The sequence below is a fragment of the Corynebacterium riegelii genome (genome assembly GCF_001263755.1).
GTDB lineage: Bacteria > Actinomycetota > Actinomycetes > Mycobacteriales > Mycobacteriaceae > Corynebacterium > Corynebacterium riegelii.
The window spans coordinates 2,283,035-2,305,749 of record NZ_CP012342.1; the positions used below are offsets into that span (position 1 = coordinate 2,283,035).

Annotated in this window: 19 protein-coding genes, 1 pseudogene and 1 riboswitch; of the genes and pseudogenes, 7 read left to right on the forward strand and 13 right to left on the reverse strand. The window is 62.2% G+C overall.

Features of this window, described 5'->3' with window-relative positions:
* Positions 1 to 112 precede the first annotated feature (112 nt).
* The 5 genes from AK829_RS10880 to trmB are packed head-to-tail and all read right to left on the reverse strand — an operon-like array spanning position 113 to position 5,085.
* A complete protein-coding gene (locus AK829_RS10880; RefSeq protein WP_052205843.1) occupies positions 113 to 460 on the reverse strand; it encodes a DUF3054 domain-containing protein in 348 nt (115 codons plus the stop codon).
* On the reverse strand, positions 457 to 1,401 hold the full coding sequence (locus AK829_RS10885; protein WP_052205845.1) for a TIGR00374 family protein: 945 nt from the start codon (positions 1,399 to 1,401) through the stop codon (positions 457 to 459). The genes AK829_RS10880 and AK829_RS10885 overlap by 4 nt, the downstream gene beginning before the upstream one ends.
* Positions 1,391 to 3,619 carry an MMPL family transporter gene (locus AK829_RS10890; protein WP_052206529.1) on the reverse strand — a complete coding sequence of 743 codons (2,229 nt, stop codon included), beginning with the start codon at positions 3,617 to 3,619 and terminating at the stop codon, positions 1,391 to 1,393. The genes AK829_RS10885 and AK829_RS10890 overlap by 11 nt, the downstream gene beginning before the upstream one ends.
* 8 nt (positions 3,620 to 3,627) lie before the next feature.
* Entirely contained in the window at positions 3,628 to 4,296 is a 669-nt protein-coding gene (locus tag AK829_RS10895; protein WP_157045358.1) for a PIN domain-containing protein, read from the reverse strand.
* Between the two features lie 6 nt (positions 4,297 to 4,302).
* Positions 4,303 to 5,085, reverse strand: coding sequence for a tRNA (guanosine(46)-N7)-methyltransferase TrmB (gene trmB, locus AK829_RS10900; protein WP_083278935.1), 783 nt, complete (start codon positions 5,083 to 5,085; stop codon positions 4,303 to 4,305).
* 131 nt (positions 5,086 to 5,216) lie between these two features.
* Here trmB and AK829_RS10905 point away from each other — a divergent pair, with 131 nt between their 5' ends.
* Positions 5,217 to 7,076 carry a phosphoenolpyruvate carboxykinase (GTP) gene (locus AK829_RS10905; protein WP_052205847.1) on the forward strand — a complete coding sequence of 620 codons (1,860 nt, stop codon included), beginning with the start codon at positions 5,217 to 5,219 and terminating at the stop codon, positions 7,074 to 7,076.
* 148 nt (positions 7,077 to 7,224) lie between these two features.
* Here AK829_RS10905 and AK829_RS10910 read toward each other — a convergent pair whose 3' ends face one another.
* Positions 7,225 to 7,968, reverse strand: coding sequence for a class I SAM-dependent methyltransferase (locus AK829_RS10910; RefSeq protein WP_052205849.1), 744 nt, complete (start codon positions 7,966 to 7,968; stop codon positions 7,225 to 7,227).
* Between the two features lie 4 nt (positions 7,969 to 7,972).
* Here AK829_RS10910 and AK829_RS10915 point away from each other — a divergent pair, with 4 nt between their 5' ends.
* A complete protein-coding gene (locus tag AK829_RS10915) occupies positions 7,973 to 9,040 on the forward strand; it encodes a glycosyltransferase family 4 protein (protein ID WP_052205851.1) in 1,068 nt (355 codons plus the stop codon).
* Here AK829_RS10915 and AK829_RS10920 read toward each other — a convergent pair.
* The 3 genes from AK829_RS10920 to AK829_RS10930 all read right to left on the reverse strand — a co-directional run bounded on the left by AK829_RS10920 (position 9,033) and on the right by AK829_RS10930 (position 11,849).
* Entirely contained in the window at positions 9,033 to 9,485 is a 453-nt protein-coding gene (locus AK829_RS10920) for a DIP1984 family protein (RefSeq protein WP_052205853.1), read from the reverse strand. The two genes, AK829_RS10915 and AK829_RS10920, sit on opposite strands and share 8 nt — an antisense overlap.
* Before the next feature lie 416 nt (positions 9,486 to 9,901).
* Positions 9,902 to 10,153 carry a three-helix bundle dimerization domain-containing protein gene (locus AK829_RS10925; RefSeq protein WP_052205855.1) on the reverse strand — a complete coding sequence of 84 codons (252 nt, stop codon included), beginning with the start codon at positions 10,151 to 10,153 and terminating at the stop codon, positions 9,902 to 9,904.
* Positions 10,154 to 10,394: 241 nt separating this feature from the next.
* The gene (locus tag AK829_RS10930) at positions 10,395 to 11,849 is read right to left on the reverse strand and encodes a hypothetical protein (RefSeq protein WP_052205857.1); all 1,455 of its coding nucleotides are present in this window, start codon (positions 11,847 to 11,849) and stop codon (positions 10,395 to 10,397) included.
* A gap of 84 nt (positions 11,850 to 11,933) precedes the next feature.
* Between AK829_RS10930 and AK829_RS12840 the strand changes: the two are divergent.
* A pseudogene (locus AK829_RS12840) lies at positions 11,934 to 12,743 on the forward strand (acyltransferase family protein); the annotation flags it as partial.
* Here the strand turns inward: AK829_RS12840 and AK829_RS10940 are convergent.
* Positions 12,698 to 15,706 (reverse strand): alpha-(1->3)-arabinofuranosyltransferase domain-containing protein, encoded by a 3,009-nt coding sequence (locus AK829_RS10940; RefSeq protein WP_198147767.1) that lies wholly within the window; start codon positions 15,704 to 15,706, stop codon positions 12,698 to 12,700. The pseudogene AK829_RS12840 and the gene AK829_RS10940 sit on opposite strands and share 46 nt — an antisense overlap.
* A complete protein-coding gene (locus AK829_RS10945; RefSeq protein WP_052205860.1) occupies positions 15,706 to 15,891 on the reverse strand; it encodes a DUF2613 domain-containing protein in 186 nt (61 codons plus the stop codon). The genes AK829_RS10940 and AK829_RS10945 overlap by 1 nt, the downstream gene beginning before the upstream one ends.
* A 67-nt stretch (positions 15,892 to 15,958) precedes the next feature.
* Here AK829_RS10945 and AK829_RS10950 point away from each other — a divergent pair, with 67 nt between their 5' ends.
* Together AK829_RS10950 and AK829_RS10955 are read left to right on the forward strand one after the other, a co-directional pair.
* Complete coding sequence (locus AK829_RS10950) at positions 15,959 to 17,062, forward strand: glycoside hydrolase family 3 N-terminal domain-containing protein (RefSeq protein ID WP_083439846.1); 1,104 nt, start codon at positions 15,959 to 15,961, stop codon at positions 17,060 to 17,062.
* A 162-nt stretch (positions 17,063 to 17,224) separates the two neighbouring features.
* A complete protein-coding gene (locus AK829_RS10955; protein WP_083439931.1) occupies positions 17,225 to 18,799 on the forward strand; it encodes a VanW family protein in 1,575 nt (524 codons plus the stop codon).
* A gap of 30 nt (positions 18,800 to 18,829) precedes the next feature.
* Here AK829_RS10955 and AK829_RS10960 read toward each other — a convergent pair whose 3' ends face one another.
* Positions 18,830 to 19,645 (reverse strand): esterase/lipase family protein, encoded by an 816-nt coding sequence (locus tag AK829_RS10960; RefSeq protein ID WP_232305741.1) that lies wholly within the window; start codon positions 19,643 to 19,645, stop codon positions 18,830 to 18,832.
* Positions 19,646 to 19,713: 68 nt separating this feature from the next.
* Positions 19,714 to 19,838: riboswitch (SAM riboswitch) on the forward strand.
* Between the two features lie 17 nt (positions 19,839 to 19,855).
* Between AK829_RS10960 and AK829_RS10965 the strand changes: the two genes are divergently transcribed.
* A complete protein-coding gene (locus tag AK829_RS10965) occupies positions 19,856 to 20,422 on the forward strand; it encodes a hypothetical protein (protein WP_052205867.1) in 567 nt (188 codons plus the stop codon).
* A gap of 194 nt (positions 20,423 to 20,616) precedes the next feature.
* Here the strand turns inward: AK829_RS10965 and AK829_RS10970 are convergent, their stop codons facing one another.
* Complete coding sequence (locus tag AK829_RS10970) at positions 20,617 to 21,312, reverse strand: hypothetical protein (RefSeq protein ID WP_052205869.1); 696 nt, start codon at positions 21,310 to 21,312, stop codon at positions 20,617 to 20,619.
* Between the two features lie 260 nt (positions 21,313 to 21,572).
* On the opposite strand from AK829_RS10970, the gene AK829_RS10975 reads away from it, so the two are divergent.
* Entirely contained in the window at positions 21,573 to 22,715 is a 1,143-nt protein-coding gene (locus AK829_RS10975; RefSeq protein ID WP_232305742.1) for a recombinase family protein, read from the forward strand.

Here is a 22,715-nt window from a genome sequence, read left to right on the forward strand (position 1 = left end):
GCGCTGTAGATATCCTCGGTGACCTGATCAACGGCCTCGTTTGGTTCTTCAACGGCTTGGCATCCGGCAACCCGCTGTACAACTGGGGTTCTTCGTTCTAAGCCCGGGAGCCCTACTTTACTTTCGACGCCACAAAGCGCCACCCCAGCATCAACAGCGCTGACATGATGGTGGCAACAATGACGAAGGACCAGTGCGGAATCGCCTGGTTTCGAATCCCCCAGATGACCAGGCCGGTGATCACGGTGATGCCCCAGATGGCGCCACCCTTGTTGTCGCGCACGATCAGCCAGCCAAGCGTGACACCCAAGGCGAACGGCCAGAGGGTGGACAGCCAGCCGGTGAAGGTAAACGGCATGGTTTCGGACTGGTGTGCGGCACGCGCGGCGAGTGCGAAAACGGCAATCGCAACGTAGTCAGCGGCAATAGCGGTGGGGGTCTGTACGGAGGCGTTTTTCATGACCGCAAGCCTAGCCCCATCCGCGCATACGTCGTGGCATACACCACCCAGCCAATGGCTGTGATCAACGCGAATGAGATGAGGCGGTAGATGAGGGTGGTGGCGGTGGCGTCGCTAAGCGAAAAGCCCCCGGCAACCAACATGGCAACCGCAACCGGCTCAACCGTGCCCACGCCACCTGGAGTGATCTGGGCGGCGCCGGCGAGTTTGATCATGATGAACGCCAGGCAGATCGCGGAAACGCTGAGGCGTGAATCGGTGACGGCGGCGGCGCACAGGAGGAGCGTCAGTACGTCCAAAAGCCGATTGAGCAGAGAAAACAGTGCAGCGAGTGCGAAAGAGCCGGGGGAGATGCGAATCGCCGCCACCTGGTCAATCAGCGAATGCGCGCGCGCTGGCGTCCAGCGTTTCAACGCCGCAGGATGCATGATCGCCCAGAACACCGCCGCCATGATCGCCACCGCACCGCCGAGGCTCAAGCCGAGCGTGGCAGGCGAGAGCTCAGCGCCCAGAAACACCACCGCGGCTACGCCAATCAGCGCCATCCACACGGTGCTCAGCGCACCCGAGACCACGAAAAACCAGCCGCACACGCCCGTGGATGCACCCCAGGAGCGATGCACCCGATACGTCAGCCACGCTGAGATTGCCGGGCCTCCCGGCACCGAGGTGGACCAGGCATTCGAGGCGTACACAATCGCGTTGGTGTTCACCGGGTTGGCCACGCGCCGGTCTACGTTGACCAGGATCTGCATGACCGCTGACATGGCAAACATGGCCAGGTTCGCGCTCAGCGCCGCGCCAAACAACAACCCGGTGTCCGCGTGTCTGGCCAGCTCCCACGCTTCGCCCAAAAACGGCATCCGGTCCCGAAACATCACCAGGACCAGCACCAACACCGCAAGTGGTGCGAGCCAGCGCAGCCAGGTTTTAACGTTCACGCTCTTGCAGATCGCGCATCAGCTGCGAAAACGGCACGAGCTGGGAATTCTCTCCCACGCTCACCCCGCTGCGGTACGGCTGCGCGTCCACCACCGTGTCCTCAATCGGGATTTCGCCCTCCGGGCGGGAGCTATTGCTTGCCGACGCTTTGCCGAACATCCACCAATTGTCCTCTCCAAGCAAATGCATCACCGCGGGTACAAGCAGCAGGCGGATGATCGTGGCGTCAAGCGCAAGCGAGAAGATCATGCCGTAGGCGATGTACTTCATCATCACGATGTCGCTGGCAGCAAACGCCGCGGCAACCACGATCATGATGGCGGCTGCTGCGGTGATGATGCCGCCGGTGTGCGCCGTGCCGTCCTTAATCGCCGTGTCTGTATCCGCACCCTTGTGGCGAGCCTCCACCATGCGGGAGACCAGGAACACCTCATAGTCCGTGGATAGGCCGTACAGGATGGAGATGATCAGCACCAGCACCGGGCTCATCAGCGGGCCGGGTGTGAAGTTGAGCAGGCCGGAGCCCACGCCTTGGACAAAGACCAGGGTGAGGAAGCCAAGCGTTGCGCCGATGCCGAGCACGTTCATGATCACGGCCTTCGCCGGCAGGATCATTGAACGGAACACGATAGCCATCAACAGGAACGTGGCCAGGATCATGTAGAGCGCCATCCACGGCAGGCGTTCCAGCAGCGCCTCGATGGATTCGACCTCCATGGCCGGGGTACCCGCAATGTAGACGTCTACGCCCTCCGGGGTGTCAATGGCGCGCAGCTGGTCGATGACCTCTTGGCCGCCGTTGCGGTCTGCCAGGGGAGCGGAAAGTACGTTCACGCCGTCCGTCGTCGGGCGCGAAGGTGCCAGCGGGGTGGCAAAGCCCTCAACCTGGCGAGCCTGCTGCATGATCGCGCCCAGCTGCTGGTTGTCCGCACCGGAGATCACCAGCTTGACCGGGTCGGTGCGGTACGCCGGGAAGGCCTCGTTGAACGCGTCTTGGGCTTGGCGGGTCTCCTGCTGCGGCGGCAGGTAGGACTCATTGATGCCGCCGAACGTGATGGTGACAATCGGCACCGTGATCAACAGCAACAGCGCCGTGACACCGGTCGTGGTGGATTTGGCGTGGCGCATGGCCCAAGACGGCATAGACGTCCACAAGCGATGCGGTTTGGTGTTGTTGCGACGCACCGCCCACTTATCAATCTTCGGCCCCAGCATGCCGAACATGGCAGGCAGCACCGTCACGGAAATGATCGCGGCGAGCAGCACCGCGCTAATCGCGCCGTATGCCACCGATTTCAAAAACGCTTGCGGGAACATGAACAGACCCGACAACGCCACACCCACCATCAGCGCGGAGAAAAACACCGTCTTGCCAGCCGTGGCGGTGGTTTCAATCACGGCTTCTTCGGTGGTGCGTCCCTTATCCAGCTCCTCGCGGAAACGGGAGACCATAAACAGGCCGTAATCAATGGCCAGGCCCAGGCCCAGCAGCGTGATAATGGACTGGGAGAAGATGTTGACCTGCTGGAACTGTGCAAGCACGGCCAACAGGGACAGGGATCCGATGATGGACAAAATGCCCACAATCAAAGGCATCGCCGCCGCGATCACGCCGCCGAAGACGAACAGCAAAATGATCGCCACAAAAATCAGGCCGACTTTTTCTGCACGCGCGATGTCGTTGGCCATGCCCTTATCCAAGGCGTCTGCAACGGCGGTTGCACCGGCAATCTGTACCTCGGCGCCGGGGATCTCGATGGCCTCAAGCTCGGGCAACAGGGAGCGGAAATCCTTCAGCGTCTGCTCACCGTCACCACTCAAGCCAATTGAGGCAAACGCTTTCGTCCCATCCGGCGTCATCAACGCCGCATTCGGGGTGGCAAAGTAGCTGCGGATACCAGCAACCTCAGGACGATCCTTCAGTGCGCTGATCTGCTCATTCGCCGAATTGAACACCGCTGGGTCATTCACATCGGCAGCACTGACAAGCACAATCACGTCGCCGGAATTGTCGCGGCCAAACGTCTCCTGCTCAATCACCGCAGCAGTAGTGGAATCCGCCCGCGGATCTTCCCAACCCTCCTGGGAGAGGCGGTCGCCCAAATGAGCACCAAACAGGAGGTGCCCTAACGCAATCAGCGCGATCAGAATCACCGGGATGATGCGCCGACCGCGATACGCAACGCGCCCCCACTGGGCGAATGCACCGTTACTCATGCCGTCATTCACTGCCCGGCCCCCGAAGCACCATGGCCGGTAAGCAGCGCCGCCAGCGGCCTGAACGGCTGCAGCCACGCGCCACCAACCGGCAGGTTATCCAGGTTCACGCGCGGCAGCGGCTCACGGAACACACCCGGGATGTCTTCCAAATCCACAAACTTCAGGTGCTCGGAGCTGACCGCCCACGCAGCGTGTTCGTGGAACCCGATCACGGTCACCGGGATGGTCTGCGCGAGCCGCTCGATCTCTTCCTGGAAGTTCTGGCCGTCTGCCGACGCCACCACTAGGCCACGCAGCACGCCCTCATCTACACGACGTTGAATGTGATCCAGCATGTCCTGGTCCACATCAGAATCCTCGCCGTCCTTCGGCTTGGCAAACACGGCAAAACCCACGTTGCGCAGCGCCTCAACCCAGGGGCGGACCGAATCCGCACTTGCGGGAGAGACGTTGGTAAACAAGGTCGCCTCAGGCTCTGCGCCAAGGCGCGTGGCCTCACCAACCAGCCAACGACCAACCGCGTCAAAGCGGGGGCGATGCGAGGCTGTCGGGCGACCACCCAGGATCGCACCCAAGCCCATGTCTAGGTTCGGCGCGTCCCAAACCAGCAGGTAGCTTGCAGGCCCCGGTGCTGCGCCTGGGGTGTACGGGTGGATTTTGTCGTGCAGGTCCATGTAGGGTTACTTCTCCCCAGTCTTCTCTTCGCGCTCATCGCGCTTTTGCCAGAGGTACTCGCGGATCACATGATCCTTGTCCAGGCCCTTGCCCTCAAATTTGGTGATCACCTGGCGATCCGTGAGCAGCGGGGCATCCGCCCACGGCCAGCCCTTGTACTCCAGGCTCGGCTCCACGTTCACCAGCTCATCGATCCACTCCGCGTAATCCGCGTGGTCAGTAGCTACGTGCAGCACGCCTCCTGCTTTAAGACGGCTAGCTATCAAATTCAACGTCCCCGACTGAATAATCCGACGCTTGTGGTGACGCGCTTTCGGCCACGGATCCGGGAAGAAAATGCGCACGCCGTCCAACGATTCCGGGGCGATCATGCGGGCAAGGACCTCAACGCCGTCGCCACGCACCATGCGAATGTTGTCAATCTCACCACGCACAACGGAGCCCAACAGCTTGGCCAAACCCGGCTTGTACAGCTCAACGGCAATGACGTTGGTGTCCGCCTCAAGCGGCGCCATCGCCGCGGTAGACGTGCCGGTGCCGGAGCCGATCTCCACAACCGTGGGGTGGCCGGAGCGGCCAAACCAGGCGTCTACATCAATCAGCTCATCAGCCAAAATGCGGCCCAGCCGCGGCCAGTGCTGTTCAAACAACGCCTCTTGGTTATCCGTCAGCGTGCCGCGGCGAAACGTCACGGAACCCAAACGGGGGTAATCCAACCCGGTATCAAACTGGGTTTGCATCGGCCTGCCGGAGGGCAGCTCGGAAATGTTTTGTGCCTCTTTATTCATTGCCTCAATTGTCCACATGACGTGCATCGGTGCAAGTAAGCGCGCCGGGAGAGAAAAAGTCTGCGTCTATAAGCAAAAGCTCTGTAGTGTTGGGAGGTAGGGACTGTACTTACTAAGGCCAAGGAGTAACCATGACTGCAGTGCAGCGATTGGAAGGCACGCAACCTACGGACAACCAGGCACTGATCGCCTGGATCAACGACGCAGTGGAACTGTTCAACCCGGACCGCGTGGTGTTCGCGGATGGCTCCCAGGAAGAATGGGACCGCCTCGCCGCCGAGCTGGTTGAAAAAGGCACGCTGATCAAGCTGAACGAGGAAAAGCGACCGAATTCCTTCCTCGCTCGCTCCAACCCGTCGGATGTGGCACGTGTGGAATCCCGCACCTTCATCTCCACCGAGAAGCAGGAAGGCGCGGGCCCAACCAACAACTGGATGAAGCCGGAAGCGCTCAAGGAAGAGATGCTTGAGCACTTCAAGGGCTCCATGAAGGGCCGCACGATGTACGTCGTGCCGTTCTGCATGGGTCCGATCACGGACCCGGACCCGAAGCTGGGCGTGCAGCTGACTGACTCTGCCTACGTGGTAATGTCTATGCGCATCATGACCCGCATGGGCACCGAGGCACTGGACAAGATCCAGGGCGACAACTTCGTGCCCTGCCTGCACTCCGTGGGCGCACCTCTTGAGCCGGGCGAGGAAGACGTTGCTTGGCCGTGCAATGAGACCAAGTACATCTCCCAGTTCCCGGAAACCAAGGAGATCTGGTCCTACGGCTCCGGCTACGGCGGCAACGCCATTTTGGCTAAGAAGTGCTACGCGCTGCGTATCGCATCCGTCATGGGCAAGGAAGAAGGCTGGATGGCGGAGCACATGCTCATCCTGAAGCTGACCTCCCCAGAGGGCAAGGTTTACCACGTCACCGGCGCATTCCCGTCCGCATGTGGCAAGACCAACCTGGCCATGATCACCCCAACCCTGGAAGGCTGGAAGTCCGAGGTTGTGGGCGACGATATTGCGTGGCTGCACCTGCGCGAGGACGGCCTGTACGCCGTCAACCCGGAGAACGGCTTCTTCGGCGTTGCGCCGGGCACCAACTACGCTTCCAACCCGATCGCCATGCGCACCATGGAGCCGGGCAACACCCTGTTCACCAACGTCGCCCTGACTGATGACGGTGACGTGTGGTGGGAAGGCATGGACGGCGACGCACCGGAGCACCTCATTGACTGGCGCGGCAACGACTGGACGCCGGACGATGAGCGCAAGGCCGCGCACCCGAACTCCCGCTACTGCGTGGCAATTGAGCAGTGCCCGACCGCTGCACCGGAGTACAACGACCCGGCTGGTGTGAAGATTGACGCGATCCTCTTCGGCGGCCGCCGCCCAGACACCGTCCCGCTGGTTACCCAGGCACACAACTGGAACCACGGCACCCTGATCGGTGCGATGCTCTCCTCCGGCCAGACCGCAGCATCTGCTGAGGCCAAGGTTGGCTCCCTGCGCCACGACCCGATGGCAATGCTGCCGTTCATTGGCTACAACGTGGGCGACTACCTGCAGCACTGGATTGACATGGGTGCCAAGGGCGGCGACCGCATGCCGGCCGTCTTCCTGGTCAACTGGTTCCGCCGTGGTGATGACGGCCGCTTCCTCTGGCCGGGCTTCGGCGACAACTCCCGCGTGCTCAAGTGGATCGTGGACCGCATCGAGGGCCGCGTTGGTGGCAACGAGACCGTCGCTGGCCTGACCGCTCGTGCAGAGGACATCGACCTCACCGGCCTGGACATCCCGTTCGAGGATGTGCAGGAGGCCCTCTACGCAGGTCCTGACCTGTGGAAGAACGACGTCGAGGAGGCTCACGAGTACTTCGAGGAGCTCGGCGCCCGCGTGCCGAAGGAGATCTTCGACGAGCTCGGCCGCCTGGGCGACCGCGTGAAGGCCGCCAACAAGGCGACCCGCGAGTGGCTGGAGTCCACCGGCCAGGCGTAGTGGTTTCGTGTCAGGAGCTGCTGAAAATGCTTGACTAGAGCAGATTTAGTCATGTAGCTTTAGTAGCGGAAAACTTCAGACAAGATCTGTTGTTAATTTTGCAGGATGCCCGCCGTGAGGCGGGCATTTTGTTGTTCAACCCCTTGGGCTAACCCTTCCTCAACACAAGCACAAGGTTGGAAACGGCGAACTCCCGAAGCAGCGGCACGCGAGTGAGCCACCACGCCCACCACGGGTGGTAGCGGGGAAACGCGAAGGCAAGCTGGCCGGTGGACTCGGCCCAGCGCAGGCCCTCGGCGGCGGAGACGGCGAAGAGGGTTTCGCCGAAGCGGTTCTTCGGCTCGTGCCCGTGGACCCTCGTGTACCTGCGCCGCGCAAACTCCCCGCCGACGTAATGCGGCCACGCGCCGGTCTCGTGGCCGCCGAACGGTCCGAGCCACACCGTGTAGCTCACAACGACAAGGCCGCCGGGGCGGGTCACGCGCTGCATCTCGCGCGCCATGGCCTGCCAGTCGGGGATGTGTTCGGCCACGTTGGAGGAAAACGTGATGTCGAAGGTGTTGTCCGCAAAGGGCAGTGCAAGCGCGTCGCCACGCACGGCGCCGTAGCCGCTGATGCCGGCAGCGCTCATCTCTGACACGTCCGGCTCAAGGCTTACGTACTGGGTATCCGAAAATACGTCGGCGAAATACCCCGGCCCGCCACCCACATCCAGCACGCGTTGGCCCGCCAAACTGCGGTTGGTCAGGTCCTGCGTGAGGGCGCTAAGAAGCACATGCGTATCGCGCGCCAACCCTTCGTAGAAGATCCGTGGGCGGAACTGTTCGTAAGTGAAGGAGCGCAGCAGGCGCAGCGAACGTCGAAGCGTGGCTAGTCTGCGGGTACGGTACATACCGATGAAGATACTGCTGATGTGCTGGCGCGATTCCACCCACCCGCAAGGCGGTGGCTCGGAGCGCTACCTTGAGCGTGTCGGCGAGTACCTGGCGGCGCAAGGCCACGAGGTGATTTACCGCACCGCAAAGCATACGGATGCGCCGCGGCGCAGCACTAAAAATGGGGTGCGTTATGAGCGCGCCGGCGGCAAGTACGGCGTCTACGTGCTGGCGCCACTGTCGATTCTGCACAACCGGCCGGACGTGGTGGTGGATACCCAAAACGGCATCCCGTTTTTCGCCCGCCTGTTTTTCCGCCCAACGGTGCTGCTCACGCACCATTGCCACCGCGAACAATGGCCGGTGGCGGGCCCGATCATTGGCCGGTTCGGCTGGTTTTTGGAATCCACAATCGCACCAAGGGTGTATCGCGGGGCGAGGTATGTGACGGTCTCGGAGGCGTCGAAAAGCGAACTGCTCTCCCTCGGTGTGACTGAGCCGATTGACATTGTGGAAAACGGGGTTGATCCGGTGGCGAGGGGCATTTCCCTGCTTGACGACGCCAACGTGCACCTCATCACCGTCTCCCGCCTCGTCCCGCACAAGCGCATTGAGCTGGCGATTGATGCCGTCGCCGCGATCGAGGGGGCGGTGCTGGATGTGGTGGGCTCCGGCTGGTGGGACGACAAGCTGCGCGAATACGCGCGAAGCCGAGGCCTGGGCCCGGACAAGGTGGTGTTCCACGGGCACGTGTCCGAGGAACACAAACATGCGCTGCTGGAGCGTGCCGCGGTGCACCTGCTGCCCTCGCGCAAGGAAGGGTGGGGGATTGCGGTGATTGAGGCCGCGCAGCACGGCGTGCCGACGGTGGCGTTTTCCTCCGCCGGCGGCGTACGCGACTCCATCGTGGACGGCGTGACCGGCCGCCTTGTTGCTGACGGCGAGTCTTTTACCGACGCCGTCATTGAGACCATGCGCGGTGATTATGGCGAGGCCGCTCGTTTGTGGGCTGGCCGGTTCTCCTGGGAGGAGACGGGGCGCCGGTTCGAGCAGGTGCTTGAAGAGGTTGTCGCGGACTCAGCTAAATGAGCTGGGTGGACCAGTTCAGCTGCTGAATCTTGGTGTCTAGCTGGCGGTATTCGGCAGACGCCGTGTCCGCCATGGCGCGCAGTTGCGCAACGTCCACGGTGGGGACGTAGCGCACCTCCGAACGGGAGTAGCGGTTCTGGCGAGCAGAGCCAGCATCCGCAACGTGCGAGTACAGGCGGCGGGCGCGCAGCAATGCGTCTCTGCGCGCAATCGCATCCGTCAGCGTCGCCCCCTCAAACGGGGTTTGCGAGTTGGTGTGGTTAATGCGACGCACCAGCGTCTCAATCTCCTGCAGGAGTTCCGAGGCCTCATTGAGCATGGCAGTCGGATCCTCAGCAGGCGTGTCGCCTTCCTGGATCAGCGCGCCCTCCGTCAGGCGCTGCGTCAGCGCGTTGAGACGATCCTGCGCCTCAGCGCGGCGGGCGAGTGCTTCTGCAAGCAACATGCTGGTTCTCCTTCTGTGTTTATGTCCCCGTTCCCAACCCTCACCTGCACGAAACTGCTGCTTCAAACCCCCAACGCCGCGGTAGTAACTGGTAATCAATGCTGACCCCTTGTGAGGATCTATGCCCATGTGCGTTGTGCAGGCTACAAAACTGTGCTGTGGGCAGAGTTGAACTGCCCGGCCCTACTGTGTAGCCACAGGGCGCCATAGAGCTGCCATAACCCAGGCAGTGGCGGGGTTCTTGGCGTTCGCTGAGTTTTCGCAGGCAGCTCGTGCAAGCTACCGACATGGTTTAAAAGCCTAGCAGTTTTCGGTTTAGCCGGGCCATAAAAAATGTCTGCTAGTGAGACGTCACGTCCCACTAGCAGACATTTTTCGCTATGAAATTTTGCGCGTGAAGTTTTGCGCGTGAAGTCCTACGCGGAGGCCGGGAAGAGCTCGCCTGCGTACAGGCGGTTCTTCATTTCCTTCTCCACCAGGACCGGCAGGAAGTCTTCAACCTTGGCGCCGGCGCGGCGGGAGCGGAGGACGGCGTCGAAAGCGTCGTTGATCTCCATGGCGTCGAAACGATCCGACCACTCAGCGATCAGGTCTTCGCGGATATTGCGCAGGGCGCGCTCGCGAACGATGGAGAAGTCGATGTTGTTGATGTCCTTGAAGCTACGCATTGTTCTAGTTCCTTTCAGATGAGTTGTGCGGTTACGCGTCTCGTGTATGTACGGCGGTATGTGAGGCCGAAAAGTTGTCAGTTGTGATTGCAGATGTTGCGTGGTGCCTATGTGGCATCCTGGGGGCCTCCTCTCGTAACCATTTGTTAACCTGCAGTTCACTTTAAGCATGTGGCACGAATCATGCAAGGGTGTCCACGATTGGCGGCCGCCATTAATGGGTGAAGCTCAACTAATATCGCTAAATGTGCAGGTCAGGGGAGAAGTGGTTTGAAATGTGATTTTGGTCACGTTTCGTGATTCCGAGCAGCGGAACCGCGCACCACAACGCAAAAAGTGCTACCCCAAGCGGCGGCAAACCACGCGCGGGAGCCCCCGTATCCAGCACGGATCCGTCCTCGTACACCACGAGCCCAACACCGAGGTCCCGAAGCAAATCCAGAGATCCAGCGGCCCCACCAGAGCCAACAGCATCAGAAGCCGCCACCCAACGCGCCGATGGCGGGTCTACTTCCACACCGTCGACTGAAAGTGCGCCGGATTCCACCACGTTCATGGCTTTGGGGGCGGGGTTGAGGGTGGGCGTGTGGGCGTCGGTAAGCAAAAGCGTCGGCGCGTTTTCGAAGAAGACGTCGCGGCCCCGGTGATCAACTGCAGGTACGGCAACCGTGGTGGGGGCCAAAACAGATAAGGCGAGTGAGGCGTCCGGGACCTGCAGGAACGCAACACCAAGAGCGGTAGCGGCACACCTGCCGCTGAGGTGGCCCGCGGCGGCGGTGCAGGCGGGGAGGGTGAGGAGGAGGAACTTGGTGGAGTCGCGAAGCAACCCGCCCCCGGGCATGTGCTGCACAACCGGAGCAGTCAGCCCGGCCCAGGCGGCGAGCGGGATGGCCGCACCCAGGGCAGCAAGCCACAGCCAGCGACGCGGAACACCGCGCCAGCCGAGCGCCAACAGCGGCAAAAGCAACAGGCCAAACAGCGCAAAGCCAACCTCGCGCGACCACGGCACCGCCGCACCGTTCCAGATCCCGCCAAGGCCCATTAGAGAACCCAGCGTGCCTACGAACGCCTCCGCGCGCGGGGCGAAGGCCTGCACCGCCGCCGCCGAAGATGTACCACCGCTACCTGCGGCAACGCTGGCCACAACCCACGGCGCGCACGTCACCACAGAGACTAAAAGCCCCCGCCGTCCGCGCGCGAACGCCGCCGCCGCAAGCGCACCCGTGGGAGTCAACGACGCCAGCCAATGCGCCAGCACGCGCAGCGGCACCGGCGCGCAAAACACCGCAGGCAACAGCCAGGCTGCGACAACCAAGGACCACTGGCCCTGCAAGAGGCGTTCGACCACAAACGGGTTCCACAGCAGCACCGTCATCGCCGCGGCCTTGCCAAAAGGGCTGCGACCCAGCCGGTAGGCGCTCACCGCGGCGCACGTGGCCGCGGCAACCATAATCACGCGCAGCGCCAGTACCGGGTCTGGAACGATGGCTAGTAGCGCATCCTGCGGCACGTTGCGCGCCGGCAGATCGCCGTAGCCGAGGGAGGCGCGAGTGAGATACATGCCGTCGAACACCAGCATGTCGCGCAGCGCAAACGCCTGGCCGGGCATGAGAAACGGCCATGTCACCGCAACAACAAGGGCGGCACCGTAGGCCACTACGGGGTTGAAGTGGCGGGCGTTTCCTACAATGGCCACATCGCAAACCCTAACGTATCTCCAGTGCTGCCCCAGCTTGATGGCCTGCGCGGCCTCGCTGCCCTTGGCATTTTGACCACGCATGTGGCCTTCCAGACCGGGCTGACGTCCACGTTTGTGGAGCGCTTTGATTACTTCGTCGCGGTGTTTTTCGCACTTTCGGCTTTCCTGCTCTCTCGCGGTCAGTGGGTGGCAAAGGGCTATTACTATCGACGCCTCGTCCGTCTCGCCCCGGCCTACCTCACCTGCGTGACCGTAGTCTTGGTTGTGCTGCCGCCGCTGACCCACGTGAGCCTCCAACAGGTGCTGGCCAACATTTTCTTGCTGCAGGTCTACGTGCCCGACGGGCTTATCGAGGGGCTGACGCAACTGTGGTCTCTGTGCGTGGAGGTGGCGTTCTACCTGGTGTTGCCCGCATACATGGCGCTGGGGGAGCGCGGCCGGCAGCTCGCGCTGCTGATCGCCGTGCCGTTCGGGTTGGCGTGGCCGTGGCTGGTGGACCAGCAGACGTGGCCACCCTCGTACGCCCCGTGGTTTGCCGTGGGCCTTATCTTGGCGGAGCTGGAGCGCCTCGGCGTTCGCTGGCGTGGCCCGCGCTGGCCGTGGTTGCTGGCCGCCGCAGCCATCGCGTACCTGGCGGGTATTGCAGGTCCCGCGGGGCTGACACACCCAACACCTGCGGAGTTCAACGTCCGCGTGATTTTGGGGACCTTCTTCGCGGCGTTCATCGTTGGCCCGTACGCGCTGGCCGGGCCGGAAGCCGGGGCGCAAAGTGTGCTTGCCAGCCACCCCATGCGCACGTTGGGCCGCTGGTCATACTCGCTGTTTTTGTGGCACGTGGCGGTGCTTTACTTCGCCTTTCCGACGCTCGGCGTGCCCTGGTTCAGCGGCCACTTCGTACCGGTGTGGGTGTTTACTACCGTGGCGTCGCTGGTGGTGTCGTACGCCTCGTACGAGCTGGTGGAGCGTCCCGCGGCCGCCGCGATGGCCAAGCATCCGGCGAAGGTGAGCAAGAGGCTGTCGCCCGCGTAGTTTTCCGCAGGCCACGGCGCGCGTGCCAGCCACAGCCCGGCAACCAACATTGCAGCAAACGCCAGCCAGCTGCCGCGGATCAAGGTGAAGCGCTCAACCACCCAGGCGGTTGCCAACGCCGCCGCACCGACTAGCGGGTTCGCCGCCAACACCACCACGCCGGCAATTGGGCGCGCCAGCGCACGCGGCGCCGGCCCCGAGCGGCGCCACGGCACCCACAGGCACGCCGCCACCGTCAGCAGTGACAACGCCCCGCCGAAGGCCAAACTTGCACGGTACGCCACATCGCCCGCGTGCCACATGCGGAAATCGCCGGATACGCCGGGTGGGACGATAAAGGCTTGCGTGGAGGCGTCGATAAGCAAAGGCTCGAGCTCATGGTTGCCTGCGGTTGCGCGCAACCCCGAGTTGAACCCGCGGGTTGTGATGATGATGCGTTCGGTATCTGCCGCTTCGACCGTGCCGTTGAAGGGCGACCAGGTGGGCAGCGCCAAGGGTTGGGTGAGCATGACCACCTGTGCGCGGCTGGTCAGCTCGTGTGTGCCGGCGGGCAGGTGGACCGGGCCGGGTTCGTATTCGGTGCCGTCGATGGTGGCGCGCGCGGTGAGCTGCCACGTGGCGTCCGTGGTGGTGGTGAAGCGGCGCTGGATCACGTCCGTGGCGGGGAAGTGGCGCTGGAAGACAAGCGTGCGGGCGTCGGTTTCGGGCAGCTCCACAATGCGCGTGATACCGGCGTCTACCTGCGTAATGCCAACCGGTTCGGTCAGTTCAATCTCCATGACCGTGTCGTGTTTGGCTACCTCGCGCGGTTCGCCGCCGACAAGGGACACGGTGCGGCCGTCTACAACCACCTGCGTGTTTGCGGTGGCGGTGATGGTGGCGGTGGTGGCGTCACTGCGAATTGTCAGGCGTGGGGTGGGGTCGCCCGGGGCAGGCCACCAGGCGGTATCGTCCAGCCCGTCAAACGCCGAGGTCACGGAGCGCGCCGCGCTGGCGCTTGAAGACGCCTCCACGCTGCCGCCCTGCATAGTCACACCGACCGGGGTGCCCGCACTGGGGTAATCCTTCACGCGGTTGTACACAGAGCGCTCTTCCTCCAGATCCGCCAAGTGCGCCGACTGGCCGTCCAAGCGGCCGTAATTACGCACGGCGAGTGCGGGGGTGTCCGTGGCGATTTCGGGGCGATGATCAACATCGCCCTGGGTCAGCACGGTGGGGAAGTAGCCGAGCTCTCGCCAGATGAGGGGGAGGGCTTCCCCGCCGGCGCTAATAAGCAAAGGCGCATCGGCGGTGATCATCATGTCGCGCGCAGGGTCAAGCAGGAACACGTCCACATCACCAAAGTTCGCAGTGGGCACGCCCAAAGACGGGGTGGGGGTTTGGTGCTCAAGGTCGCGACGCACCACGACTGCGCCCACGCCGATCGCGCGCAGCGCTTCTTCATCCACCACCGCAGTCTGGCCGTCCAGGCCGCGGATGGCTTCCGGTTCTACCAGCGGGATTGCGTCGCGGAACACGAACGGGGAGTTGCACAGCGCCTGGATCGGCTCATCGCGCGTCCACCCCCACTCCTGGCGAGCGAACGACGCCGCCGGCACCACCAACGTCCGCGTCCCCGCGGCGTGCTTATCGATGTACTCGCAGGCCTCCACCCAATCCTGCGACACGCCAGCCTTCAGACCAGAAGCCCACGTACCAACTGGCAGCAGCCGCAAGGACCACGCCGGTGAGGTGGCCACCACCGCCGCCAACGCCACGCACGCCACCTGCGCGCGGTTGACTCTTGTGCGCCTGTTTGTGAGTGCAGCACCCACCGCAAGCGCCATCGGCAAACGGATCAGGGGGTCGAATTTGTGGAGGTTGCGGAAGGGGGCGAGTTGGGCGTCGAGAAGCGAAATGCCCCAATGCGCACCCGCGAGCAACGCGAACCCGAGGGCGAACATGGCGACAAACTCACGCGGAAGGCGGCGCAGGCCAACCAGGCCGACGGCCGCAATGGCGCAGGTGGCCAGCACAAACGTGGGCTCGGTGGCCAGCAGGTGGCCGGCGGTGCGCTCCGCGTCCACAAACGGCGCCCAGGAGGTGGTGCCGCGCAGGATTTCCACCGGGTTCAGCCACGCGGTGGTGACTGTTGCGGATTCAATGAAGTCTGTAAACGGCGGCGCGTAGCGGCCCAGGATGAGCAGCGGGCCGAGCCACCAGGCGGACACCGCCACCGCCCCGAGCGTGAACCCGGCGGCCCGCCGGAATTGGCCGCGCCACAGAAGATAAATAAACGCAGGCAGGCACGCGGCGATGGTGGCGGTGGCGTTGACCGCGCCCATGCACGCCACCACGACTACAGACGCCGCCACGTTCGGCCGCCGCTGCACCAACGGCACCAGCGTCCACGGCACGAGTGCCACCGGCCAAGCCTCCGAAGAGATCGCTGTCAGCGTGGTCAGGATGCGCGGCGATAGCGCGTACAACACCGCCGCCAACACCGAAGGCAGACCAGCGGGCAAGCCATTTCGGCGCGCCAGCACCAACGTCCCCGAAAACGCCAACCCCATAATCAGCGCCCACCACAAACGCTGCGTCACCCACGCCGGCACATGCGCCAAATCCGCCAGCAGGAAAAACGCACCCTGCGGAAACAGGTACCCGTACGCCTGGTTCTGCAGCTGGCCAAGCGGGAACTCATCCGTATATATATGCGTAGCGCGCGCCAAGAAACGTGCCGGGTTAACCACCAAATCCAGCTTGGTGTCCGCGGCAACCTGCCCGGGCGGCTGTAAAAATGCGAGGCAGAACGCCCCGATCCAGCCGAGGATATGGGCGCGCACTACTGTCGGGAGCCGTACTCCGGGCCGCCGAGCACCGCGTCATCCGCCGGCACGGCCTGGCCGGTTGGCACCGTCTGCCCAGAAAACCCCGCCAGCCCCAGCACCCCCACAAGGCCGAGGACAACGCCGATGACAGCACTGGCCAAGATGGATGACATGGTGCGGTTTTCAGCAGGTTGCGGCATGCGTTGAACCCTACCAGTGAGCGGGCTGCGTAGAGTGAATGACGTTTCATTCCCAGGGAGGTGTTTCATGCGCGCACGGCTTACGTCTGTGCTCACTGCGTGCTGCCTTGCTGCATGTTCGGGGCCTTCGCTTGACGACGCCCAAACGCCCACCCCAGTACCCGCCCCAGTTCAAGCACCCGTCGAAAAGCAAGAGCCCGAGCAAGACCTGCGGGCGAAGGTGGCTTCCTTGATGGTGGTGGGGGTGACTAATTACGACCAGGCGCGCTGGGCGCTGGATCAGGGCGTTGGCGGGTTGATCATCCCGAGCTGGGCGGATCCGGCGCTACTGACGGAGCCGGGCCGTAACATTAACGCGCTGCGGGAGCAGTACCCGCGGGCCTTTTCCGTAGCGATTGATTTTGAGGGCGGCCGCGTCCAGCGCCACACGCAGGTGCTGGGCAGCTTCATGCCGCCGCGCGCGCTGGCCGGCAACCCGCCGGAGGTGATCCAGGGAACCGGCTATGACATTGGCGTTTCCCTGCGCAACCACGGCATCAATGTGGATTACGCCCCGCTTTTGGACCTTGATGTGATTGACCTGGACATTGTGGGGGACCGCTCCTTCAACTCCGTGCCGGAGGAGGTAGTGCGCGTTGGCGGGTTGTTCTCCCAGGGGTTGGTGGACGCGGGCGTGACGCCGACGTTTAAGCACTTCCCGGGCCACGGCCGGGCCTCTGGGGATACCCACCACCAGCTGGCCGTGACCCCACCCGTGGAGGAGTTGAAGGCCCTCGACATGCTTCCGTATGGGCCGCTGCTTGCACGTTTTCCTGATGCCAGCGTGATGATGGGCCACATGATCGTCCCAGGTATGGGGCCGGTAGGTGTGCCAAGTTCGCTGAACCCGGAGGCGTATCGCATCCTGCGCGAAGGCGACTACCCGGGTGGTGTGCCCTTTGACGGCGTGATTGTCACCGATGACCTCTCCGGCATGCGCGGACTTTTAGATTTCGCGCCGACCCCGCAAGCCGTGAAGATGGCCATTGCCGCGGGCGCTGACCAGGCGTTATGGTCTACGGGCGCTGACCTGCCGGCCACGATCGACCTGGTTGTCGCCGCCGTGGAAAGCGGCGAAGTGCCCCTGGCGCGTGTGGACGAGGCAGCCGCGCGCGTTGAGCGTTTGCATTAGGGGGCTTTTCCAGCCGGCGAGTATCTGGCTACGCTTAACGGGGTGAGTACTGTGCAAGCACAATCCGAGTCGCGTGGCAAAGGCCGCGGCGGCAAGATTGCCGTTGGCATTTTCGTCGGCGTGCTGGCTGTCTTGCTGGCGATCTACCTGGCGGACCTGGCGATGAACCGCGGCAACGTCCCGCGCGGCACCACCGTTGGTGGAGTGGCAATTGGGGGTATGAAGCCTGAGAGTGCCAAAGGGAAGCTCCAAGACGAGCTTGGCAACATTGAAACGAACCCCGTTTCCGTACGCGCTGACCAGGCCACCGCGCAGTTCGTTCCGGCCCAGGCCGGTCTGGTGATGGATTGGGACGCAACCATTGACGCCGTTGGCGTTGAGTCCGCCAACCCGATCAGCAGGCTGCGCGGCTTGTTTACGCAGCGTGAGGTTGATGCAGTGGCGAAGGTGGATGACGCGAAGTTCAACCCCGCCATGGAAACCTTAAGCGCTGAGCTGCACCGGGATCCCGTTGATGGTGCGATCCATATTGAAGGTGGGCGCGCCAAGGTGGATGGGCCGGTGTTGGGGCAGGACGTCGCCGCAAACAAGCTGAGCGAAGCGGTCAAGGCCCAGTGGCTACAACCGGAAGGGGTGGAGGTTGAGCCGGTGACCGTGGAGCCTGCCGTGAACGAGGCGGCGGTGCGTGCTGCGGAGCAGGGGCCGGTGCGCGCGGCGTTGAACGGGCCGCTGACGGTGCGCAGTAATGATCCGGCGGTGGCGGCGATGGTGCCGCAGGAGCGACTGGGTGAGATCATCCAGTTCCCGGTGGTGGACGGCAAGATCCAGCCGCAGGTCAATGTGGAGGCCGCGCAGGGGATTTTGGGTGAGCAGCTCGCGCCGACGGAGGTTGAGGCGCAAAACGCGCGCGTACTCACCGGCGGCGGCGTGCAGGAATCCATCGACGGACTGGTGGTGGATTGGGAGCAAACCTTAGACGGTTTTGAGGGCAGGTTGCTTGATAGCGCCCCACGTGAATGGGACGCAACCTACAAACCAGAACCGGCGACATTTACTACTGAGGACGCCGCCAACGCTACGTTCGACCAAGTGGTTGGCAGCTTCACCACCAGCGGATACTCCGCCGCATCCGGCCAAAACATCGCCCTGGTGGCGCAGACCGTTTCGGGTGCTGTGGTCAACCCGGGTGAGACGTTCTCCTTGAACGGCTACACCGGCCCGCGCGGCACGGCGCAGGGGTACGTGGAATCCGGCATCATTTTGAACGGCCGCGCGGATACCGCGGTGGGTGGCGGTATTTCCCAGTTCGCCACCACCTTGTACAACGCCGCATACTTCGCGGCGATGACGGATGTGGCGCACACCCCGCACTCCTACTACATCTCCCGCTACCCGGCCGGCCGTGAGGCGACCGTGTATGAAGGTGCCATTGACCTGCAGTTCCGCAACGACTCCCCGCACCCGGTCAAGATTGTCACCAACGTTGGCGGTGGCAGCGTCACCGTCAGTCTCATGGGCGTGAAAACCACCACCGTGGAATCCTTCAACGGTGGACGTTGGGCGACAACGCAGCCGCAGGAGCAGCGCGTTACCGGCGGCAGCTGTATCCCGTCCTCGGGCGCGCCGGGCTTCACCACTTCTGACACGCGAGTGATCTATGACCTTGCGGGCAACGAGCTTTCCCGCGAAACCCAGACCACGGTGTACACCCCGGTGCCGATTGTGAAGTGTGGCTAGTTCTTCTCAGTTGCTCAGTGGATCAGTTGCTCAGTGGATCTCCAGCGCCGGCGGCGTGTGCTCGCCCACGTCGCGGGTGAGCCCCCACGCGGTTAGTGCAGCGTAGAGTGGGTTTCGTGGCATGAGTGAGTGGAGGGGCGCGTAGCCGTCGTAAATCGCACCGGAGTCAATGTTGACCACGTCGGCGCCACCGACCGCGTTCAGTTGCGACGCCGAATTCGGCGTCACCACATGATCCCTGGGGGAGTAGATCGAGGTGTACACGATCGACGGGTCCGTATCCGGCACGTCCGCGAAGCGCTTCAGCCACGCCGAGCCCACGAGTTGCTGCGACGCGCCGGAAGCAAGCAGTGCCGTCAGGCGCGGATAGCGAGCGGCCACCTTGCCTAGGCGGCCAGCCCAGCCCCGCATGTCCGTGCCGTGGAAGTTGCCGCCCATGGCCACCACGCGTCGCACTTTTGCCGCCCCGCCGCGGGCGATGAACATTTTGGTCATCAGCGCGCCTTGGGAATGCGCCACAATATCTACCTGTGTAGCGCCGGTTTCACGCAGCACGCGCTCCACGTTTTGCGCGACGTCCTCCACAATCGCATCCAGGTCGCCCACGCCGAAAAACCCGGGCGCGATCATGTCACCGTAGTCGTATCCCCACACCCAAAAACCTTGGGCAGCCAGGTAATTCGCGTTCTCCTTGAATGACGCCGTCCGCGAGTTAATCCCATGGATATACAGCACCGGCGTCGGGTGCGTTGGCACAAAATCCGGGTTGTTAAACGGCAGCCTGGGTCGCTCCTGCAGTCCCAGCGCCGCGCCGTACCCAAGTGCCAGTGTTATAAACCATTTCACCCCCAAGAGCTTATTGCTTTTCGACGCCAACTTGCACCAGACAGCTCTGTCTAGTAGGGTTTCACGTGGATCACGAAGTCCGACGTATTTCAAAGCCTCCCGGCTCGTCGGCTGGCAACCGCGCACATCGCGCACGGTGCCCCCGGGAGAAGATCCGCCGGCACGAGCAATCGCCGCGCCGGAAGTGCGATGTTTCAGGAGTGTTTTCTTATGTCCACTGATTTTCCTACGGACTGGACCCCGGCAACCCTATCCAGCCTGACCGGGACTGTGTTCACCTTCACGCTGGATGGGACTGACGAGGCTGTCGTCGCAGAGTTCAACGATCCGGCCGAGGCGATGATGTTTATTGCCAATACCGGTGCGAAGTTTGAGTACTCACGCATCGCTGGTGCTGTACGAGTTGGCGACGTCGTGGTGCCCCTGCCAAAACAACCAAAGGCACGTCGCGCCTGCACGTATAAGGAGTGTGACCTTGTGGCTGTCGGCCACAATCAGTACTACATTCCGGTGTTACGCGCCATGAACCAGAAGTACATGTGGTTCCCCATCGAGGTGCTTGAGCACGACGGCACCAAGATCACCTTCGCGTTTACTAGCCCGAACGGGACCGAAACGGTCTGCGCCTACAACCACAACCCTGAAGAGCTTGCGCGTGCAACGGAGTACAACCCGGATTGGAAAGTCCTGCGCTACACTACCGGTGGCGGCAGCTCCTACAAGGCGATCTTAGTGTCGGTGGAACCGCCGACCCCCTGCACAGTCGCGTGGGTGTGAGGGTTGCCTGTTCGGTGGCGCTTAAGATTTGGTCGAGTCCGACTTTGTGATTACGCGATTCGACACGTAGCAAGCGATGGTCACTACAGTGAGGAAACCAACTCCAAGAATCAAAGAGTCGTATCTCTCGGTTAGCATGAGTGAGAAGAACGCCCCCATAAAGAAGGGGATGATCGCTTTGATGCTGATGGTCATTAGGTGCACCTCTCGCCTTTCACGGATCCAGTCCAACGAAAATCTACGTGCAGACGATTATTACACTTTCCGTAGCTGGAGATAGCCCAGCTTGCCCCTGTGATAATGGCTCCAATTACCAAGCACGCACTTTGTCCAACTGCAGGAACTGCGCAGATGAGTGCTCCAAGAGCATAGCCTCCACCAGCGATCAGTAGATCCTGTTCGCGGGGGTGAATTCTAGCCAAAAACCAGACAAACCGTTGTGAATTCAGGTGTTGTTGGTGAGTGTGGTGAATCCACAAGCCAAGAAGGTGAGCCAGGGCGATAATGGTGATGAAGATAATCACAGCGCCGATATCGAATTCGATGCGGGCGTTGGTGGGTGAGTAGAAGCCGCCAAGCGTGATGGTAGTGGCGCTTAGGATTGCCAGAATAGGGTGGCCGGTGGCGGTGAGAGCGGTGATAAGAAAGACACCGAGGAATAGCTCGAAGCCTGTCGAGTAGCCGACTAGTAATGCGGTAATAAATGCTGCGATGTAGGTGGCGGTGCTGATGCGTGGATGGTTGGGCGCGACGATGAGGCTGAGTGCTTGGATAATGATCAGCGCGGTGAATAGTGGGGTAGTGGGGTAGTGCTGAAGGACGCCTGCGCCGCTGAAGATAAGCGCGAGAGCAGACAATGCCAAGGTTGTGGGCAAACGCTGGTCAAGCACGTCTTTTAGGCTACATGTTTATGGATGTGCCGCCAGGTGATGAAAACGCGATTGAGGCGTTCAGTCGACGTAGACGCTAAAGATCGGATAGCAAACATCGGATAGGGGTCCGAAGCGCCAAAACGGACGTTATCCGATGTTTGCTATCCGATGTTTGCCGCCGAGCCCGAGCCCGAACCCACGAAAATGACCAGGGCACAAAACCCTGGTCATATTGGAGCCGGCGAAATATTTACACCTTTGACGCCAAAGGCGAGCTATTGATCACGATCATGAGCTCACTGGCGCAAGAAGAATCCCGCTCGATCTCCGAGAACGTCACCTGGGGGCACAGGAAGCGTTTTCAAGATGGGAAAGTCATGGTGCCCTACAAATCCCTACTCGGATACAAGAAAGGAGCAGACGGCAGCCTCGTCATCGACGAAACCCAAGCTCCGACCGTCAGGCTGATCTACCAGCTGTTCCTTGACGGGATGGCCATCAGCGAAATCAAAACCGAACTCGCTGCCCGCAAGATCCTCACCCCACGCGGGAAAGAAGTGTGGTCGACATCGACAGTGCGCTCCATCCTGTCGAACGAGAAATACAAAGGCGACGCCCTGCTGCAAAAGACGTTCACCACCGATTTCCTTACTAAAAAGATGAAGGTCAACGAAGGTGAAGTACCCCAATACTACGTAACAGGCAACCACGAGCCGATTATTGCTCCACGCATCTGGGATCAAGTGCAATACGAGCTCGCCACCAGGCATGGCAACATATCGTCAGCGAAAGTCGGCTTGTTCTCCACCCGGCTCAAATGTGCTCGGTGTGGGGTGTGGTATGGGCGTAAGACGTGGGCGTCGAACACGAAATACAAGTACACAGTCTGGCAATGCAACCACAAATACACAGACGAACATCCCTGCAGCAGCGCGACGGTGAAAGACGAGCAGATCAAGGATTCTTTCGTGCAAGCGCTCAATCAACTGATCGCCCGCCGTCCGCAGCAAAGCCAGCTACCGCAGGTGCTTGGCGACATGTTCGGTACGAGCCGTTTGGAAGAACAAGCTGCCGCGTGCCAGGCGAAACTTGTGGAACTCACCGAGCAGATCGAAGCGCTGATTGCGGAAAACCAGCAACGCGCGCTCGACCAGGACGCCTACCAAGCCCGCTACACCGAATTCGATACTATCTACCGTAAGACGCTCGCATACAAAGCGAGCCTAGAGGCAGATATTGCAGCGAACACTGCCAAGCATGCCGCCGTCACCACAGCCCTAGGCGATCTGGCGGGCGAACCTGTGAGCGATTTTCGCCCCGCGCAGTGGAGCGCACTCATCGATCACGCCATCGTAGACGAGGACGGGATCCGGTTCGTATTCCGTAACGGTGAACAGGTGAGCATGGCCCTGCAAGGATGA

Bases quoted from the DNA above. Each gene is read 5' to 3' on its own strand.
- AK829_RS10880 (WP_052205843.1), bottom strand. From the start codon at position 460: ATGAAAAACGCCTCCGTACAGACCCCCACCGCTATTGCCGCTGACTAC.
- AK829_RS10890 (WP_052206529.1), bottom strand. From the start codon at position 3,619: ATGAGTAACGGTGCATTCGCCCAGTGGGGGCGCGTTGCGTATCGCGGT.
- AK829_RS10895 (WP_157045358.1), bottom strand. From the start codon at position 4,296: ATGGACCTGCACGACAAAATCCACCCGTACACCCCAGGCGCAGCACCG.
- trmB (WP_083278935.1), bottom strand. From the start codon at position 5,085: ATGAATAAAGAGGCACAAAACATTTCCGAGCTGCCCTCCGGCAGGCCG.
- AK829_RS10905 (WP_052205847.1), top strand. From the start codon at position 5,217: ATGACTGCAGTGCAGCGATTGGAAGGCACGCAACCTACGGACAACCAG.
- AK829_RS10910 (WP_052205849.1), bottom strand. From the start codon at position 7,968: ATGTACCGTACCCGCAGACTAGCCACGCTTCGACGTTCGCTGCGCCTG.
- AK829_RS10915 (WP_052205851.1), top strand. From the start codon at position 7,973: ATGAAGATACTGCTGATGTGCTGGCGCGATTCCACCCACCCGCAAGGC.
- AK829_RS10920 (WP_052205853.1), bottom strand. From the start codon at position 9,485: ATGTTGCTTGCAGAAGCACTCGCCCGCCGCGCTGAGGCGCAGGATCGT.
- AK829_RS10925 (WP_052205855.1), bottom strand. From the start codon at position 10,153: ATGCGTAGCTTCAAGGACATCAACAACATCGACTTCTCCATCGTTCGC.
- AK829_RS10945 (WP_052205860.1), bottom strand. From the start codon at position 15,891: ATGCCGCAACCTGCTGAAAACCGCACCATGTCATCCATCTTGGCCAGT.
- AK829_RS10950 (WP_083439846.1), top strand. From the start codon at position 15,959: ATGCGCGCACGGCTTACGTCTGTGCTCACTGCGTGCTGCCTTGCTGCA.
- AK829_RS10955 (WP_083439931.1), top strand. From the start codon at position 17,225: ATGAACCGCGGCAACGTCCCGCGCGGCACCACCGTTGGTGGAGTGGCA.
- AK829_RS10965 (WP_052205867.1), top strand. From the start codon at position 19,856: ATGTCCACTGATTTTCCTACGGACTGGACCCCGGCAACCCTATCCAGC.